The 15,894-nt window shown below is 63.0% G+C and carries 14 protein-coding genes; 10 read left to right on the top strand and 4 right to left on the bottom strand.

Features of this window, described 5'->3' with window-relative positions; all coding sequences use genetic code 11:
- Positions 1-160: 160 nt before the first annotated feature.
- Positions 161-907, bottom strand: coding sequence for an NRDE family protein (locus BMH52_RS12335; protein WP_073843842.1), 747 nt, complete (start codon positions 905-907; stop codon positions 161-163).
- A 216-nt stretch (positions 908-1,123) separates the two neighbouring features.
- Here BMH52_RS12335 and lgt point away from each other — a divergent pair, with 216 nt between their 5' ends.
- Together lgt and BMH52_RS12325 are read left to right on the top strand one after the other, a co-directional pair.
- The gene (lgt, locus tag BMH52_RS12330; protein WP_003195189.1) at positions 1,124-1,936 is read left to right on the top strand and encodes a prolipoprotein diacylglyceryl transferase; all 813 of its coding nucleotides are present in this window, start codon (positions 1,124-1,126) and stop codon (positions 1,934-1,936) included.
- A gap of 51 nt (positions 1,937-1,987) precedes the next feature.
- Positions 1,988-2,821, top strand: coding sequence for a thymidylate synthase (locus tag BMH52_RS12325; RefSeq protein WP_014720362.1), 834 nt, complete (start codon positions 1,988-1,990; stop codon positions 2,819-2,821).
- A 130-nt stretch (positions 2,822-2,951) separates the two neighbouring features.
- Here the strand turns inward: BMH52_RS12325 and cadR are convergent, their stop codons facing one another.
- The gene (gene cadR, locus BMH52_RS12320; RefSeq protein WP_003195185.1) at positions 2,952-3,392 is read right to left on the bottom strand and encodes a Cd(II)/Pb(II)-responsive transcriptional regulator; all 441 of its coding nucleotides are present in this window, start codon (positions 3,390-3,392) and stop codon (positions 2,952-2,954) included.
- Positions 3,393-3,477: 85 nt separating this feature from the next.
- Here cadR and BMH52_RS12315 point away from each other — a divergent pair, with 85 nt between their 5' ends.
- The 7 genes from BMH52_RS12315 to BMH52_RS12285 all read left to right on the top strand — a co-directional run bounded on the left by BMH52_RS12315 (position 3,478) and on the right by BMH52_RS12285 (position 12,504).
- Entirely contained in the window at positions 3,478-5,790 is a 2,313-nt protein-coding gene (locus BMH52_RS12315) for a heavy metal translocating P-type ATPase (RefSeq protein ID WP_073843840.1), read from the top strand.
- Between the two features lie 16 nt (positions 5,791-5,806).
- A complete protein-coding gene (locus tag BMH52_RS12310; RefSeq protein WP_058410822.1) occupies positions 5,807-6,670 on the top strand; it encodes a LysR family transcriptional regulator in 864 nt (287 codons plus the stop codon).
- Positions 6,671-6,880: 210 nt separating this feature from the next.
- Complete coding sequence (locus BMH52_RS12305; RefSeq protein WP_054898684.1) at positions 6,881-7,945, top strand: putative 2-aminoethylphosphonate ABC transporter ATP-binding protein; 1,065 nt, start codon at positions 6,881-6,883, stop codon at positions 7,943-7,945.
- Position 7,946: 1 nt separating this feature from the next.
- Positions 7,947-9,659 (top strand): putative 2-aminoethylphosphonate ABC transporter permease subunit, encoded by a 1,713-nt coding sequence (locus BMH52_RS12300; RefSeq protein WP_073843838.1) that lies wholly within the window; start codon positions 7,947-7,949, stop codon positions 9,657-9,659.
- A gap of 23 nt (positions 9,660-9,682) precedes the next feature.
- Complete coding sequence (locus BMH52_RS12295) at positions 9,683-10,696, top strand: putative 2-aminoethylphosphonate ABC transporter substrate-binding protein (RefSeq protein WP_073843836.1); 1,014 nt, start codon at positions 9,683-9,685, stop codon at positions 10,694-10,696.
- 123 nt (positions 10,697-10,819) lie between these two features.
- The gene (locus tag BMH52_RS12290) at positions 10,820-11,950 is read left to right on the top strand and encodes a TIGR03364 family FAD-dependent oxidoreductase (RefSeq protein ID WP_073843834.1); all 1,131 of its coding nucleotides are present in this window, start codon (positions 10,820-10,822) and stop codon (positions 11,948-11,950) included.
- A complete protein-coding gene (locus BMH52_RS12285; RefSeq protein WP_073843832.1) occupies positions 11,947-12,504 on the top strand; it encodes a phosphonate degradation HD-domain oxygenase in 558 nt (185 codons plus the stop codon). The genes BMH52_RS12290 and BMH52_RS12285 overlap by 4 nt, the downstream gene beginning before the upstream one ends.
- On the opposite strand, the gene BMH52_RS12280 is transcribed toward BMH52_RS12285, so the two are convergent.
- Both BMH52_RS12280 and BMH52_RS12275 read right to left on the bottom strand, forming a co-directional pair.
- Entirely contained in the window at positions 12,501-13,868 is a 1,368-nt protein-coding gene (locus BMH52_RS12280; protein WP_019817769.1) for a DUF3482 domain-containing protein, read from the bottom strand. The genes BMH52_RS12285 and BMH52_RS12280 overlap by 4 nt on opposite strands.
- Complete coding sequence (locus tag BMH52_RS12275; RefSeq protein WP_073843830.1) at positions 13,861-15,240, bottom strand: DUF2868 domain-containing protein; 1,380 nt, start codon at positions 15,238-15,240, stop codon at positions 13,861-13,863. Before BMH52_RS12275 ends, BMH52_RS12280 begins: the two co-directional genes overlap by 8 nt.
- A 69-nt stretch (positions 15,241-15,309) precedes the next feature.
- On the opposite strand from BMH52_RS12275, the gene BMH52_RS12270 reads away from it, so the two are divergent.
- Positions 15,310-15,822 (top strand): dihydrofolate reductase, encoded by a 513-nt coding sequence (locus BMH52_RS12270; RefSeq protein WP_073843828.1) that lies wholly within the window; start codon positions 15,310-15,312, stop codon positions 15,820-15,822.
- The last annotated feature ends 72 nt before the right edge of the window (positions 15,823-15,894 follow it).

Here is a 15,894-nt window from a genome sequence, read left to right as displayed (position 1 = left end):
TTAGAGCGTGACGCAGAGCGTCACAAGAGGCGTTCCCACGCAGAGCGTGGGAACGATCAAAGACCCAGGCGCCTTCATCGCAGGCAAGCCAGCTCCCACCTGTGGAATGCATTCACCTGTGGGAGCTGGCTTGCCTGCGATAGCGGTGGTCCAAGCAGCGCTAAAACATCAGGTCCACCTCACCCAGCCGCCCCCCGTGCGGGCCAAAGCTGCGCTCCAGCATCCGCCGCGTCCCATCGGCATTCACGATCAGCGCTGTGCTCGCCCGTGTCCCATAACTGGGGCTGGCGATAAACACGCTCGACAGCAGGCTTTCGGTCGCCAGGCCTACGCCGGTGTCCGGCAGCTCAGCAAACGGCGCGGTCTGCGGGTCGCTGAGAATCCCCAGCAGTGCCTCAGGCTCGGGGTTCTCCAGCACGGCGCTGAACGCTGCTTTGGCCTTCACCAGCTTCGGCCATGGCGTATCCAGCCCGGCATTGGATAATCCATACACCCCAGCCTTCAGCAACGTCGGCTCGGTGTCATTGGCGTTGTAGTGCCACAGCTCATCCCGCGTGCCCACCAGCAGGTTGAACCCGGCATATTCAATCGAGCGGCCGTTCACATCGGCCAAATAATCGTCGATCGGCAGCGAACCGCTGAGAAACCGCGCAACCAGTTCGCCGCGAGACTTGCGTGCCGGTGGCTGGTGCGGGTCGCGGATGTTGGTCAAGGCGGCAAAGCGCCCATCCGCGTTCACCCCCAGCCAGGTGCCCCCGGCCTCCTGATCGCGACCGGCATAAACCTGGGGCACATCCGCCCACTGGGCCAGCGGCAGGCTGGGGCGGGCGTAGAACTCATCGCGGTTGGCCGCGACGATCAGCGGCAGGGCATGGCCCGGTCGCCAGGCGAAAACAATCAGGCACATTGGGTGACCCCTTTTGTGTTTTTGCCACTCTACCCACAGACGCGCCGGTGTTCCATCGTCTCGAAGTTGGGCCGTGCACCTCTGATCCGTTAACATGCCGGGCTATTTGGCGTGTATGTGAACTTCTTAATTTGATCTCGCCGCTGTAACGCAGGCTTAATCGCACATCGGCATGGTCCGGTGCGTCATGACTAAATGTTTTAACGAGGAGTCGCAATGCTGCCTTACCCGCAGATCGACCCGGTGGCCCTGGCCATCGGTCCGCTGAAAATCCATTGGTACGGGTTGATGTACCTGATCGGCATCGGCGGCGCCTGGCTGTTGGCTTCCCGGCGCCTGAACCGTTTCGACCCGACCTGGACCAAGGAGAAGCTCTCCGACATGGTGTTCTGGATGTCGATGGGGGTGATCGTCGGCGGGCGCCTGGGGTATGTGCTGTTCTACGACCTGTCTGCGTATCTCGCCAACCCGACCCTGATCTTCGAAGTGTGGAAGGGCGGCATGGCGTTCCACGGCGGGTTTATCGGCGTGATGATCGCCGCCTGGTGGTTTGGCCGGCGCAATGGCAAGTCGTTCTTCCAGCTGATGGACTTCGTCGCCCCCTTCGTGCCGATCGGCCTGGGTGCTGGGCGCATTGGTAACTTTATCAACGCCGAGCTGTGGGGCAAGCCGACCGACGTGCCGTGGGCGATGGTGTTCCCGCCGTTCAGCGACCCGGCGCAACTGCCGCGCCACCCGTCGCAGCTGTACCAGTTCGCATTGGAAGGTGTGGCGCTGTTCCTTATTCTCTATATCTTCTCGCGCAAGCCACGCCCAACCATGGCCGTGTCGGGCATGTTCGCGCTGTTCTACGGGATTTTCCGCTTTATCGTCGAATTCGTACGGGTACCGGATGCGCAGTTGGGCTACCTGGCATGGGGCTGGCTGACCATGGGTCAGGTGCTTAGCTTGCCAATGATCCTGGCGGGCCTGGGCATGCTGTGGTGGGCGTACAATCGCCCGCAGCCGCTGAAGAACGCCGCGCTTTAAATTCGAATGCCAAGACCAGGAGGTCTTGGCTTCAACGATACGGGTAAAAACATGAAGCAATATCTCGAACTGCTGCAGGACGTCGTGACCAATGGCCTGACCAAGGGCGACCGTACGGGCACCGGCACCAAGGCTGTGTTTGCGCGTCAGTATCGGCATAACCTGGCCGACGGCTTCCCGCTGCTGACCACCAAGAAGCTGCACTTCAAAAGCATCGCCAACGAACTGATCTGGATGTTGAGCGGCAACACCAACATCAAGTGGCTCAACGAAAATGGCGTGAAGATCTGGGATGAGTGGGCCACCGAAGACGGCGACCTGGGTCCCGTGTACGGCGAGCAGTGGACCGCCTGGCCGACCAAGGACGGCGGCACGATCAACCAGATCGACTACATGGTGCACACGCTCAAGACCAACCCCAACAGCCGCCGCATCCTGTTCCACGGCTGGAACGTCGAATACCTGCCGGACGAAACCCAGAGCCCGCAGGAAAACGCGCGTAACGGCAAGCAAGCCCTGCCGCCGTGCCATTTGCTGTACCAGGCGTTCGTGCATGACGGCCATCTGTCGATGCAGCTGTATATCCGCAGCTCCGACGTATTCCTGGGGCTGCCGTACAACACTGCCGCGCTGGCGTTGCTGACCCACATGCTGGCCCAGCAGTGCGACCTGATCCCCCACGAGATCATCGTCACCACGGGCGACACCCACGCCTACAGCAACCACATGGAACAGATCCAGACCCAGTTGGCGCGTACGCCGAAAAAACTGCCGGAACTGGTGATCAAGCGCAAGCCTGCGTCGATCTACGACTACAAGTTCGAAGATTTTGAGATTGTGGGCTACGACGCCGACCCAAGCATCAAGGCCGACGTAGCTATCTAAAACCTTACTCGGTGAAAAACTGTGGGAGCTGGCTTGCCTGCGATAGCGCAGTGTCAGGCGACATCAATGTCGCGGGCCCGCCGCTATCGCAGGCAAGCCAGCTCCCACATAGGTTTGGTGTTCGCTTGAGTTAATGGCCGTGGCTTCTGCCCACATGCGAAGGCTCGGCCTCGCTGGCCGCAATCCCGCCGCTGACTTCCAACTGCTGCAAGATCCCGCACTGGTTCCCACCGCCGCAACGTTGGCGCAGGTCCAGCAGTTGTTCCTGCAAGGCCAACAACCCGTCGATCCGCGCTTTCACATGGTGGATATGCTCGTCGATCAAGGCATTCACGCTTTCGCATTGGTCCTGGGGGCTGTCGCGCAGACCCAGCAGGCTGCGGATTTCTTCGAGGGTCATGTCCAGGCTGCGGCAGTTGCGAATAAAGGTCAGCCGCTCGGTGTGCGCCTGGGTGTACACGCGGTAGTTGCCGTCGGTGCGTGCCGGGGGCGGCAGCAGGTTTTCCTTCTCGTAATAACGGATGGTTTCCACCGGGCAATCGGTGAGTTTGGCCAGTTCGCCGATCTTCATCGCAGCAATCTCCAAATGGGCGCTTGACCCTATAGTGGCTACAGGGTCTTTACTTGGCAACAGGCACCTTTACGGACGCGACCTGATGAGCCACTCCATTCATACCCCGCACAAGCACGACCACAAGCATGATCACGATCACGATCACGATCACGATCACGGTCATGACCACGGCCATGAGCACAAACATGACCATGGGCCCGCCAAACTCACGCCTGTGGATAACCACGGCCATTCCGGCTCCTGCTGCTCCGGCGCTGCCGGGCCTGCCATCGTGACCCTGAGTGAGGCGCCCACCGCCGGCTCGCGCCTGAGCACCTTCCGCATCGAAGCCATGGACTGCCCTACCGAGCAGACGCTGATCCAGAACAAGCTGGGCAAGCTCGCTGGCGTGCAGCAACTGGAATTCAACCTGATCAACCGCATCCTCGGCGTCACCCATGACCTGCCGAACACCGCGCCGATCATTGAGGCAATCAAGTCCATCGGCATGCAGGCCGACCCTATCGAAGAAGGCAGCCCTGCCGCCGCGCCGCCCGCCAAGAAACATTGGTGGCCGCTGGCGGTGTCGGGCGTGGGTGCCCTGGGGGCCGAAGTGCTGCACTTCACTGGTGTGGCGCCCACCTGGGTAATCGCGCTGGTGGCGCTGGTGTCGATTCTCAGCGGCGGCCTCACCACCTACAAGAAGGGCTGGATTGCCCTGAAGAACTTCAACCTCAATATCAATGCCTTGATGAGCATCGCGGTGACGGGCGCGATCCTGATTGGCCAGTGGCCCGAAGCGGCGATGGTGATGTTCCTGTTCACCGTGGCCGAGTTGATCGAGGCCAAGTCCCTGGACCGTGCGCGCAACGCCATCAGCGGCCTGATGCAGATGACTCCGGAACAGGCCACGGTGCGCCAGGCTGACGGTTCCTGGCTGGAACAAGAGGTCAAGAGCATTGATCTTGGGGCGATTGTGCGGGTAAAGCCTGGCGAGCGCATCGGGCTCGACGGGGAAGTCACGGCCGGCCAGTCCACCATCGACCAGGCACCGATCACCGGGGAAAGCCTGCCGATAGAAAAAACCGTGGGCGATAAAGTGTTTGCCGGCACCATCAACCAGGCCGGCGCCCTGGAGTACAAGGTCACCGCCGCGGCCAACAACTCCACGCTGGCGCGGATCATTCACGCCGTGGAACAGGCTCAAGGGGCACGGGCGCCAACCCAGCGCTTTGTTGACAGTTTCTCCAAGGTCTACACCCCGGCTGTCTTCCTGTTTGCCCTCGGTGTGGCGGTGATTCCGCCGCTGTTCATGGCGGGCGTGTGGTTTGACTGGATCTACCGCGCCCTCGTGCTGCTGGTGGTGGCCTGCCCTTGTGCCTTGGTGATTTCCACCCCGGTGACCATTGTCAGCGGCCTGGCGGCAGCGGCGCGCAAAGGCATCCTGATCAAGGGCGGCGTGTACCTGGAGGGCGGCTACAAGCTCGACTACCTGGCCCTCGACAAGACCGGCACCATCACCCACGGCAAACCGGTGCAAACCGACTACCTGCCGCTGTTCCCGAACATCGAAGACAGCGCGCCGGCCCTGGCGGCCAGCTTGGCATCGCGCTCCGATCACCCGGTGTCCCTGGCGATTGCCAACGCAGCTGTGGATAAAAACCTGTCGACTCACGCTGTGGATAACTTCGAAGCCCTGGCCGGGCGCGGTGTGCGGGGTGATATCAACGGCCAGACCTATCACCTGGGTAACCACCGCCTGGTGGAAGACCTCGGTCTGTGTTCCGAGGCCTTGGAAGAGAAACTCTTTGCTTTGGAAAAACAAGGCAAGTCCGTGGTGTTGCTGTTGGACAAGTCTGGCCCGCTGGCGCTGTTTGCCGTGGCCGACACGGTCAAGGAGAGCAGCCGCGAAGCTATTCAGCAGTTGCACGACCTGGGCATCAAGACCCTGATGCTCACCGGCGACAACACCCACACTGCCAAGGCCATTGCGGCCCAGGTGGGTATCGACCAGGCCCAGGGCGACCTGTTGCCCACCGACAAACTGCAAGCCATCGAAACCCTCTACGGCCAGGGCCGTCGGGTGGGCATGGTCGGTGACGGTATCAACGACGCCCCGGCCCTGGCCCGTGCCGAGATCGGCTTCGCCATGGCCGCGGCGGGCACCGACACCGCTATCGAGACCGCCGACGTGGCGCTGATGGACGATGATTTGCGCAAGATTCCGGCTTTCATACGGTTGTCGCGGCAAACGTCGAGTATCCTCAAGCAGAACATCGCCCTGGCGCTGGTGATCAAGGCGATCTTCCTGGCCGTCACGTTCATGGGCATGGCGACCATGTGGATGGCGGTCTTCGCCGACATGGGCGTGAGCCTGCTCGTGGTGTTCAATGGCCTGCGCCTGGTGCGCAAATAGCGGATGAGAGGGTGGTGTGTTGAGTGCTGAGTTAAAGGCGTTTTTCATGGTCGCCCGCCTGGGCAGCATTACCCAGGCGGCGAAGAAACTCGGCTTGAGCCAGCCCACGGTGACCACCCAGATTCGCAACCTCGAAGGCCACTACGGCGTCGAGTTGTTCTACCGTGGCGGCCGCCGCCTCACCGTCAGCGACGAAGGCGCGCGGCTGTTGCCGATGGTCAAGGCGCTGTTGCAGCAGGAAGCGGATATCGAGTTTTTCCTGCGTAACAACGGCCAGGTCCAGGGTGCGCTGAGGATTGCAGCAACGGCGCCGTATTACATCCTCGATCTGGTCAAAGCTTTTCGTGAGCGACTGCCCCAGGTGGAAGTCTCGGTGGAAATCGGCAATTCCCAACAGGTGCTTGAGGCGTTGGACGATTACCGCGTCGATGTCGCGGCCTCATCGCAATTGCTGGAAGATGCCCGTCTGATCCGCCGCGTGCTGGGCACGGACCCGCTGGTGCTGGCGGTGCACCGCAATCACCCGTTGGCCAAGCTCGATCACGTACCGTTGAGCGCGCTTATCGGGCACACCTTGCTGATGCGTGAAGCGGGCTCCACCACCCGCCGGCTGACGGAAGAAATGTTGAAGAACGCCGGCGTGGGGTACGGGCCGTTGCTGGAGATTGGCAGCCGTGAGTCGATTCGCGAGGCGGTGCTGCGCAACATCGGCATTAGCATCATCGCCCGCCAGGAAGTGCCCCATGACCCGCAGTTGCGCGTGCTGACCATCGAGGATGCACCGCAGATTCCGGAGTATCTGTATTGCCTCAAGGAGCGCAAAGGTGCGCGCCTGCCGGCGGCTTTCCTTGGCCTGGCCCAGGAAATGTCACCCCTCTGATCGTTCCCACGCTCCGCGTGGGAACGCCGCCCAGGACGCTCCGCGTCCGTGACGCGGAGCGTCACTAGAGACATTCCCACGCAGAGTGGGAACGATCATGAGTCCTACACAAATCCACCAATACCACTATCACCTCTTTTTGCCTTTCTGCCACACCCGCTACGCATTGCCCTCCTAGCATGGCCTTCATCCGTTCGATGAGGTGCCACCATGCACACAGCCCTGACCCAACCCGGCGCACCGATGAAAGTGCGCGCAATCCAGAAACGCTTTGGCGCCTTCACCGCGCTGGACAACGTCTCCCTGGACGTCGCCGCCGGCGAGCTGGTGTGTCTGCTGGGCCCTTCCGGCTGCGGCAAGACCACACTGCTGCGCTGCATTGCCGGCCTGGAGCGCCAGGACAGCGGTGAGCTTTACCTGGGCGAGCGGGACGTGTCCCTGCTGCCACCCCAGGCGCGGGACTACGGCATCCTGTTCCAGTCCTATGCGTTGTTTCCCAACCTCAGCGTTGAAGCGAACATCGGCTATGGCCTTACGGGCAGCGGCCGCGATGAAGTGCGCAAGCGGGTCGCGCAGATGCTTGAGCTGGTGGGCCTGGTGGGCAGCGAAAAGAAGTACCCCGGCCAACTCTCCGGCGGCCAGCAACAGCGCGTCGCCCTGGCCCGTGCACTGGCGCCGGCGCCGTCGTTATTGCTGTTGGATGAGCCGATGTCGGCCCTCGATGCCCGGGTGCGCGAGCACCTGTGCACCGAGCTGCGTCAACTGCAGCGGCGCTTGGGTATCACCACCTTGATGGTGACCCACAACCAGGACGAAGCCATGTTGATGGCCGACCGTATCGCCGTGATGAACAACGGCAAGGTCGAGCAGTACGCCACGCCCCAGGAAATCTACGACCGCCCGGCCACGCCGTTCGTGGCGGAGTTTGTCGGCCAGGGCAACTGGTTGCCGTTCAGCCGTAACAGCGCCAGCCATGCCCAGGTGGGTGGGTTGAACATGCGCCTGGCTGAGGACGCGGGTGTCGCCCAGTCCGGCCGCTTGTTCTGCCGCCCGGAAGCCATTTGCGTCAACCCGCTGGTGCATGAAGAAAACCTTTTCCCGGCCAAGGTTCGTGAGATCACCTTTCTCGGTAACCGCTGCCGCATGAGCTTTGAGCTGGAACAATTGCCGGGCCATGCGTTGCTGGCTGAACTGGCGCCGGAAGCGATGCCGCGCCTGGGCGCCCAGGACATCTGGGTGGCGTTGCCGCCGCGCAGCCTGCAGGTGTTTGCCTGAGATGGGGGCTGTGATGACATTGCCGGTACCGCGCCAGGTGTCCCGCGCCGAGTGGGGCGACCGCCTCTTTGTGGTCGGCGGCAAATGGCTCTGGCTGGGCCTGTTGGTGGTGGCGGTGCTGTTGCCGCTGTTGGCGATCTTCTGGCGCGGCTTCAGCAGCGAAGCCGGGCAGGGCGGCGGCCTGGTGGCCGCGCGCGAACTGCTGAGCAGCGCCAACTTCCACTGGTTGCTGGGCAATAGCCTGAAAGTTTCCCTCAGTGTGGCGACCATCGTCGTGCCGCTGGCCTATCTGTTTGCCTATGCCCTGCAACGCACGCTGATCCCCGGCAAGTCCATCTGGCGCGGCCTGTCCTTGCTGCCGTTGATGGCGCCGTCGATGTTGCCGGGCATTGCCCTGGTCTATTTGTTCGGCAACCAGGGCCTGCTGCGCGGCTTGTTCTCGGAGAATATCTATGGGTTCTGGGGCATTGTGCTCGGTGAGGTGATCTACACCTTTCCCCATGCCTTGATGATTTTGCTGTCGGCGTTGTCCCTGGCGGATGCGCGTTTGTTCGACGCCGCTTCGAGCATGGGCGCCAGCCCGGCCCGGGCGTTTCGCAGCATTACCTGGCCGGCCACGCGCCAGGCGGTGTTCGCCGCGTTTTGCCTGGTGTTCACCCTGACTATCACCGACTTCGGGGTACCGGTGGTGGTGGGCGGTGATTACCAGGTGCTGGCGCTGGAGGCCTACAAGGCGGTGGTGGGCCAGCAACAGTTCGGACGCGGCGCGTTGATCGGCATGGTGTTGCTGCTGCCGGCGCTGTTCAGCTTTGGCGTGGATGCCTGGTTGCGTCGTCGGCATGGCGACGCGATGAGCGGCCGCGCCCAGGTGTTCCAGCCGGCGCCATCGCGGCTGCGCGACGGGTGCTACCTGGCCATCGTGCTGCTGATCTGCGCGGCGTTGCTGCTGGTGTTCGGCATGGCGGTGTATTCCTCGCTAGTGAAATTCTGGCCGTACAACCTGTCGCTGTCGCTCAAGCACTACCAGTTTGAAGACACCGCCGGAGGCGGCTGGCTGGCCTATCGCAACAGCCTGACCATGGCGCTGTGCACCGCGTTGATCGGCAGCGTGCTGATTTTCACCGGCGCCTACCTGATGGAAAAGACCAAGGGCCAGAAGAACCTCAACCTGGCGCTGCGCATGCTCAGCTTCGTGCCGATGGCCGTGCCGGGCCTGGTCCTGGGGCTGGGCTACGTGTTCTTCTTCAACCTCAACGGCAACCCGCTGCATGTGTTGTACGGCAGCATGGCGTTGCTGGTGGTGTGCACCATTGCGCACTACCTGACCACCGCGCAGATGACCGCGACCACCGCCTTGCGCCAGTTGGACGCCGAGTTCGAAGCTGCCGCGTTGTCCCTCAAGGCACCGTTGTACCGCCATTATCTGCGCGTCACGGTGCCGATCTGTCTGCCGGCGCTGCTGGACATCCTGCGCTACCTGTTTGTCTCGGCGATGACCACCGTGTCCGCCGCGATCTTCCTCTACAGCCCAGACACCATCCTTGCCGCCGTCGCCGTGCTGAACATGGACGACGCCGGCAATGTGGGCGGTGCGGCGGCCATGTCGACCCTGATCCTGTTCACCTCGGCCAGCGTCTCGCTGCTGCTGGCGTGGGCCTCACGTGGCGCGCTGCGCCGCTCCCAAGCCTGGCGCCAGCGCGCACCTGGCCAATAAAACATCCCTGAAGGAGGTGCTCCATGTTCAAGCCCCTGGCGCTGGTCGCTGCAGTCCTCACGGCATTCAGTCTGAATGCTTTGGCCAAGACCGAGTTGACCGTGTACACGGCCCTTGAAGCCGAACAATTGAAGACCTACAAAAAAGCTTTCGAACAGGCCAACCCCGACGTCGAGATCAAGTGGGTGCGCGACTCCACCGGCATCATCACCGCCAAACTGCTGGCCGAGAAAGACCGCCCCCAGGCTGACGTGGTGTGGGGCCTGGCCGCCTCCAGCCTGGCGATCCTCGATCAGCAAGGCATGCTCGACAACTACGCGCCCAAGGACTTGGACAAGATCGGCAAAAACTACCGCGACGCCGCCAACCCTCCGGCCTGGGTCGGCATGGACGTGTGGGCCGCCACCCTCTGCTTCAACACCGTCGAAGCCGAGAAGCAGGGCCTCACCAAACCGGTGAGCTGGCAGGACCTCACCAAGCCCGAATACAAGGGCAAGATCGTGATGCCTAACCCGGCGTCTTCAGGCACCGGCTTCCTGGATGTCAGCGCCTGGCTCCAGACCTTCGGCGAGAAGCAAGGCTGGCAGTACATGGACGACTTGCACCAGAACATCGGCCAGTACGTTCACTCCGGCTCCAAGCCGTGCAAGTTGGCGGCGTCCGGTGAGTTTCCGATTGGTATTTCTTTCGAATACCCGGCGGTTCAGCTCAAGCGCCAGGGCGCGCCGCTGGACATCATCCTGCCCAAGGAAGGCCTGGGCTGGGACATCGAAGCCACCGCCGTGATCAAAGGCACGGCCCATGCCGAGGCGGCGAAAAAACTCGCTGACTTCTCCGCCAGCACCGCGGCGATGGATCTGTACAAGGACAACTTCGCCGTGCTCGCCCAACCGGGAATCGCCAAGCCACAGACCGAATTGCCGGCCGACTATGAGCAACGGTTGATCAAGAACGACTTTGTCTGGGCTTCCAAGAACCGTGACAGCATCTTGGCCGAATGGCGTAAGCGTTATGACGGCAAGTCGGAAAAACAGTAACCGATCGTTCCCACGCTCCGCGTGGTAACGCCGCTCTGGACGCTCCGCGTCCGCTTTTAAAGGTCGTGACGCGGAGCGTCACCGGATGAATTCCCACGCGGAGCGCGGGAACCAGAGGACAGTATGAGTAGTGATCTGTTAGTCGTCGGCGCCGGCGTTCTCGGTCTCTCCCACGCCTATGCCGCCGCCAGGCGCGGCCTCAAGGTCAAGGTGTTCGAGCGCAGCGCCACGCCATTGGGCGCCTCAGTGCGCAACTTCGGCCAGGCGCTGGTCACCGGTCAACCACCAGGGCCAATGCTCGACCTGGCGCGGGAAAGCCGCGAAATATGGGGCCAGTGGGCGCAAGCGGCGGGCCTGGCGCTCAAACGCAATGGCTCGTACCTGTTCGCCCGCACCGAAGCCGAAGAGCATCTGCTCGAAGCCTTCTGCGCCGGGCGCGCGCGGGAGCACGGCTACAACGTCGAGCTGCTGCAGGGCGCTGTCATGAACGACCTGTACGCCGGCCAGTTCCGCCATCACCGCGCCGCACTGCATGGCAAGGACGACCAGCAACTGTATTCCCGCGAGGCCATCCCGGCGCTGATCCATTACCTGAGCCAGGCGCTTAACGTGGAGTTTCACTTCTCTACCCTGGTGCGCGAGGTTGAACCGGGCCAGTTGCACAGCACGGCAGGCCGCTTTCGCGGCGAGCAGATCATTGTTTGCTCCGGCCACGACTATCAAACCCTGCTGGCCGACGCCATCGCCGCGCTCAACCCGCAAACCTGTCGCCTGCAAATGCTGCGCGCCCGGCCAGTGCTCAACCTGAACCTGCAACATGCCTTGCTCACCGGCTTGAGCTGCGTGCACTACGGCGCCTTTGCCGACCTGCCGGAAGCGGCCGCCGTGCAGGCGCAGATCTTGCGCGAAACGCCGTACCTGCACGAGCACGGCATTCACCTGTTGATCAGCCCTACGCCCCATGGCGAGTTGATCATCGGTGACTCCCACCATTACGACAGCGATCCGTCGCCCTTCAACGCCGAGCAGGTGGATGACTGGCTGATCGAACTGGCGCAACAGACCCTGGGTTGCAAGGTCCAAGTGGTGGAGCGCTGGCAGGGCGTCTACGGTTCGCGCGGGCCTGGGCCGTTTTCGTTTGTGCAGGCGGCACCTGGCGTCAGCGCTGCCTTGATGCACACCGGCGTAGGGATGAGCGTGGGGCCGGCGATGGCCGAGCGTAATATCAGCACACTGTGGGGCGCGACGCGATGAGCCCGGAACAGGCGATTGCCCAGGTGTTTGGCTTGTACGAGCAACATGGCACGGCTGACTACATCGGCGAGCCGGTGTCGCAAATCGAGCACATGTCCCAGGCCGCGCAATTGGCCATGGCCGAAGGTTTTGACGACGAGGTGGTGCTGGCGGCGTTTTTCCACGACATCGGCCATCTCTGCGGCCAGGGCGGCGCGAACATGGGCGGTTATGGCGTGGTCAGCCACGAGCGGCTGGGCGCCGATTACCTGCGCCGAGCAGGCTTCAGCGAACGCCTGGCCAGGCTGGTGGAATACCACGTCCAAGCCAAGCGTTACCTGACCTTCAGCCAACCGGACTATTTCGCCCGCTTGAGCGAAGCCAGCCGTCGCACTCTGGCTTACCAAGGCGGCGTCATGAGCGCAGAAGAGGCCCGGACCTTTGAGCAAGACGCGTTGTATGCCGTGAGCTTGCGTATGCGCCACTGGGACGAGCAGGCCAAGCAAATGCAGGTGCCGGTGCTGGACCTTGAGGTGCTTAAGGCCAAGGCCCGGCAGGTGCTGATGACTGCTTAGGTCTCGTCGAGGCGCATGGCAAGGGCTTCGACCTGTTCTTGACGCTCGGCCTGGCTTAGTTTGGCGTGGGGATTGAGGGACGACCATTGGGGATAGGCGCGGGCCTTGTTCAAGGCGTCGGGCAGTTTGCCCTCGCGCCAGGTTTTGTCCTGGGGTGTGTCGACCTTGATGCTGTGCATTGCCGCATGACCGCGCAGGTTCAGGGCCTTGAGCAACTGGCGCTGGCGCAGGGCGAGCAGGCGCAGCACGCTGTCATCGACGGTGAGTTCGCGTTGGCCCTTGATCTTGCCCATCAGGCGGCTGCCGTAGCTGCGCGCGGTTTGCAGCGCACCGCCGGCAATCGCGCCCGCCAGGGCAGCAGCGCCCAGCGTCAGGCCGCCGACCAGGAGGTCCACGCCCGCACCGGCGGCTGCGCCGGCGGCGATCCCGCCACCCACCCGCACGCCCAGTTGCTTGAGGGTTTCGGGGTTGAACAGGTCGTCGCCCCAGCGCCCATCCAGTAGCGGCAGGTCGCTGGCCGCCGCGTCCTGTGGGCGAAAGCCGTACAGCTTGAGCAGGGCATCAACACACTTTTGTTCCCGTTGGCGCACCGCTTTGCGCAGATCGCCGATGGCTTGCTGTTCATCTTCGGTGAGGACACTGCGACGGCAGGCCGCGCAGTCGATCAACAGTTCGGCGATCAAGCGGGCGGCGCTTTGCTGGCGAGCCTGGCGCTGGGCTTCTTGATCGAGGATCAGGCGTTCCAACTGCGGCCGTGAGTTTTCCAGCAGCAGGGCCAGGCTTTCATACAGCCGGCGTTCGCCGTCTTCGGGCGGTGCCACGCTGTCGAAACGCACCAGCGCATGCAGGCCGAGGCGGGCCAGGGCTTCGCGCCAGTCCGGTTCGCGGTGGTCGCTGCTGCTGACAAAGTTGAGCACCGGCAACAACGGTTTGCCACAACTGGCCAGCACTTGCAGCTCGTCACGGTACTTGGCCAGCACCGGCTCGCGAGCGTCGATCACGTACAGGCCGGCATCGGAGGCCAGCAACTGGCGCAACACCTTGGCTTCCTGTTCGAAACGCTGGCGCGCCTCGCTGCCTTCCAGGAAACGCGCCAGCCGCGCAGGGCCATCCAGGCGTTCGCCGGGGCGGTCGAGGCGCTCCAGGTAATCGAGCAGGGCGATGGCGTCTTCCAGGCCGGGGGTGTCGTACAGCTCCAGCAAGGCTTCGCCATCTACCGATAGGCGCGCACCTTCCACATGTCGCGTGGTACTGGGGCGGTGGGACACTTCGCCAAAGCCGACATCGCGGGTGAGGGTGCGCAGCAGTGAGGTTTTGCCCACGTTGGTATGGCCGACCACGGCGAGTTTCAGCGGTTTAGTCATGACCGGTCTCCAGCCAGCTCAGCGGCGCACAATCGGCAAAAGACACTTCAAGCTGTCGCAACGCGGCATGCCAGTCGCCCAGGCGCTCGGCGTCCAGCGCCTGGCCCGGTGGTGCCTGCAGCAGCCATACGCGGGTGTCGGTGGCGCTGCGTGCCAGCTCGGCGATCAGCGCCAGGCTGCCACGGTCGGGCGAGCGGCGCGGGTCACAGGCGATGGCCAGGCGCGCGGGTGGGAAACGGCTGAGTTGCTCCAGCAGTTTGTGGCGTGATTCGCGGCTGTCGAGGATGCCGGCGTTCTTGACGTTGGCAGGCAGTTTAGGGGGCCAAGGGTGTTGGTCGTCGAGTTCGATGGCGACCAGCAAGGCGCCATCACTCTGCAGCTCACTTGCGCCGCCGCTGATCGGGTGCAGGTGTTCGGGCGCCACATCGTTGACCCCCAGGCGCTCGCTGCTGGGCATCAGGCGTTCGCGCAGTTGGGCGTAGCCGGGCAGGTTGAGGTCCAGGCGCAACGCTGCGCGCCCGCGTTTCCATCGCCACAGGCACAGCAAGGCAAGGATCAACCGCGGCAGCAGGCCGTAGACCAGCAACACGCCCACCAGCCAGGCCGCCCAGGCCTGGCGGGCGCTTTCGATATTCAGCGCGGAGTCGCCGCTGGCGCGGATCATCTCCACGGTGGGCACATTGAAACCGAGCAGCGCCGGGAGTGTGCCGAGGGCCTGGGTCACGGCGACAAAGGTATCGGCGCCGAGAATGGTGGTTTCCCACACAAACCCGTAGCGGCGGGTGGCAAGCAGGGTCAGCAGGATCACCAGGGCGCTGAGCAAGGCCAGCAACCACAAGCTGTTGACCAGCACACCCACCGCCCAGCGATTGAGTTTTTGCCGTTGCAGCAACAGCAACAATGCTGGGGCCAGTTGCGCGGCCTTGGCGTCACGCGCCAGTTTCTCGCTGAGCCACAACCACAGCCGGCCAAGGCTGGCGCTGTGTTCACCGGCAAACAGCAGGCCCAGGGCCCAACTGATCAGCAAGATCAGGTTCAGGCCGAGCAGGCTGCCCAAGGCCCAGAACACATTCACCGGGGCCAGGCCATTACCCAGCGCGGCGAACGCCAAACCGGCGCCGCTGATGACGGCGACCGCCGCCAGTAACAACAGCGCCAGGCGTGCGCCTTGCAGCCAGCGGCTGAGTGCGGCGGCCAAACCATCGCGCTCGGCCAGGTGCAGCGCACGCTGCTGGATGCGCGTGGCCAGGTCGCCCCCGGCGGTGCGGGCCAGGCGGTTGGCTTCCAGGTCTTCCAGGGGGCCGGCGTGTTCTTCGCGCAGGCGCACGGTTTCTGTCAGCCAAAGTCTGTGCAGCGGGTTCAGTGCAGTCACGCGCCGTCCTGTCGAGTTGATGAGGTTGGAGCATAACCGCTGGCTCGCCGCTCTGGTATTCTCGTCGCCATGAAAAAAACTCTCCCTTTAAGCCTGATCGCAGCCCTCGGTGAAAACCGTGTGATCGGCGTCGACAACAGCATGCCCTGGCATTTGCCGGGGGATTTCAAATATTTCAAAGCCACCACCCTTGGCAAGCCGATCATCATGGGGCGCAAGACCTGGAACTCCCTGGGCCGACCGCTGCCGGGGCGCTTGAACCTGGTGGTCAGCCATCAGACCGATCTTGTGTTGGAAGGTGCGCAAGTGTTTCCGTCACTGGACGCGGCGGTAGAGCGGGCTGAGGAATGGGCCAAGGCGCAAGGCGTGGACGAGCTGATGCTGATCGGCGGCGCGCAGTTGTATGCGCAGGGGCTGGAACAGGCCGATCGCTTGTACCTGACCCGCGTGGCGCTGAGCCCTGAAGGGGATGCGTGGTTTCCAGAGTTTGATATGAACCAGTGGAAGCTGGTGTCGAATGTCGAGAATCCGGCTGAAGGTGATAAGCCGGCCTACAACTTCGAAGTGTGGGAAAAAGCCTAAAAGCATCGCAGGCAAGCCAGCGCCCACAGTTTGATGTGTGAATACATTCAAATGTGGGAGCTGGCTTGCCTG

It is taken from the genome of Pseudomonas sp. BTN1 (assembly GCF_001907715.1).
Lineage (GTDB): Bacteria > Pseudomonadota > Gammaproteobacteria > Pseudomonadales > Pseudomonadaceae > Aquipseudomonas > Aquipseudomonas paracarnis.
Note: the sequence above shows the minus strand (reverse complement) of the source record. Positions and strands in the feature narration are given on the sequence as shown.

What these genes read in the sequence shown, in the direction of transcription:
- BMH52_RS12335 (WP_073843842.1), bottom strand. Translation starts at nt 907, where the DNA reads ATGTGCCTGATTGTTTTCGCCTGGCGACCGGGCCATGCCCTGCCGCTG.
- lgt (WP_003195189.1), top strand. Translation starts at nt 1,124, where the DNA reads ATGCTGCCTTACCCGCAGATCGACCCGGTGGCCCTGGCCATCGGTCCG.
- BMH52_RS12325 (WP_014720362.1), top strand. Translation starts at nt 1,988, where the DNA reads ATGAAGCAATATCTCGAACTGCTGCAGGACGTCGTGACCAATGGCCTG.
- cadR (WP_003195185.1), bottom strand. Translation starts at nt 3,392, where the DNA reads ATGAAGATCGGCGAACTGGCCAAACTCACCGATTGCCCGGTGGAAACC.
- BMH52_RS12315 (WP_073843840.1), top strand. Translation starts at nt 3,478, where the DNA reads ATGAGCCACTCCATTCATACCCCGCACAAGCACGACCACAAGCATGAT.
- BMH52_RS12305 (WP_054898684.1), top strand. Translation starts at nt 6,881, where the DNA reads ATGCACACAGCCCTGACCCAACCCGGCGCACCGATGAAAGTGCGCGCA.
- BMH52_RS12300 (WP_073843838.1), top strand. Translation starts at nt 7,947, where the DNA reads ATGGGGGCTGTGATGACATTGCCGGTACCGCGCCAGGTGTCCCGCGCC.
- BMH52_RS12295 (WP_073843836.1), top strand. Translation starts at nt 9,683, where the DNA reads ATGTTCAAGCCCCTGGCGCTGGTCGCTGCAGTCCTCACGGCATTCAGT.
- BMH52_RS12290 (WP_073843834.1), top strand. Translation starts at nt 10,820, where the DNA reads ATGAGTAGTGATCTGTTAGTCGTCGGCGCCGGCGTTCTCGGTCTCTCC.
- BMH52_RS12285 (WP_073843832.1), top strand. Translation starts at nt 11,947, where the DNA reads ATGAGCCCGGAACAGGCGATTGCCCAGGTGTTTGGCTTGTACGAGCAA.
- BMH52_RS12280 (WP_019817769.1), bottom strand. Translation starts at nt 13,868, where the DNA reads ATGACTAAACCGCTGAAACTCGCCGTGGTCGGCCATACCAACGTGGGC.
- BMH52_RS12270 (WP_073843828.1), top strand. Translation starts at nt 15,310, where the DNA reads ATGAAAAAAACTCTCCCTTTAAGCCTGATCGCAGCCCTCGGTGAAAAC.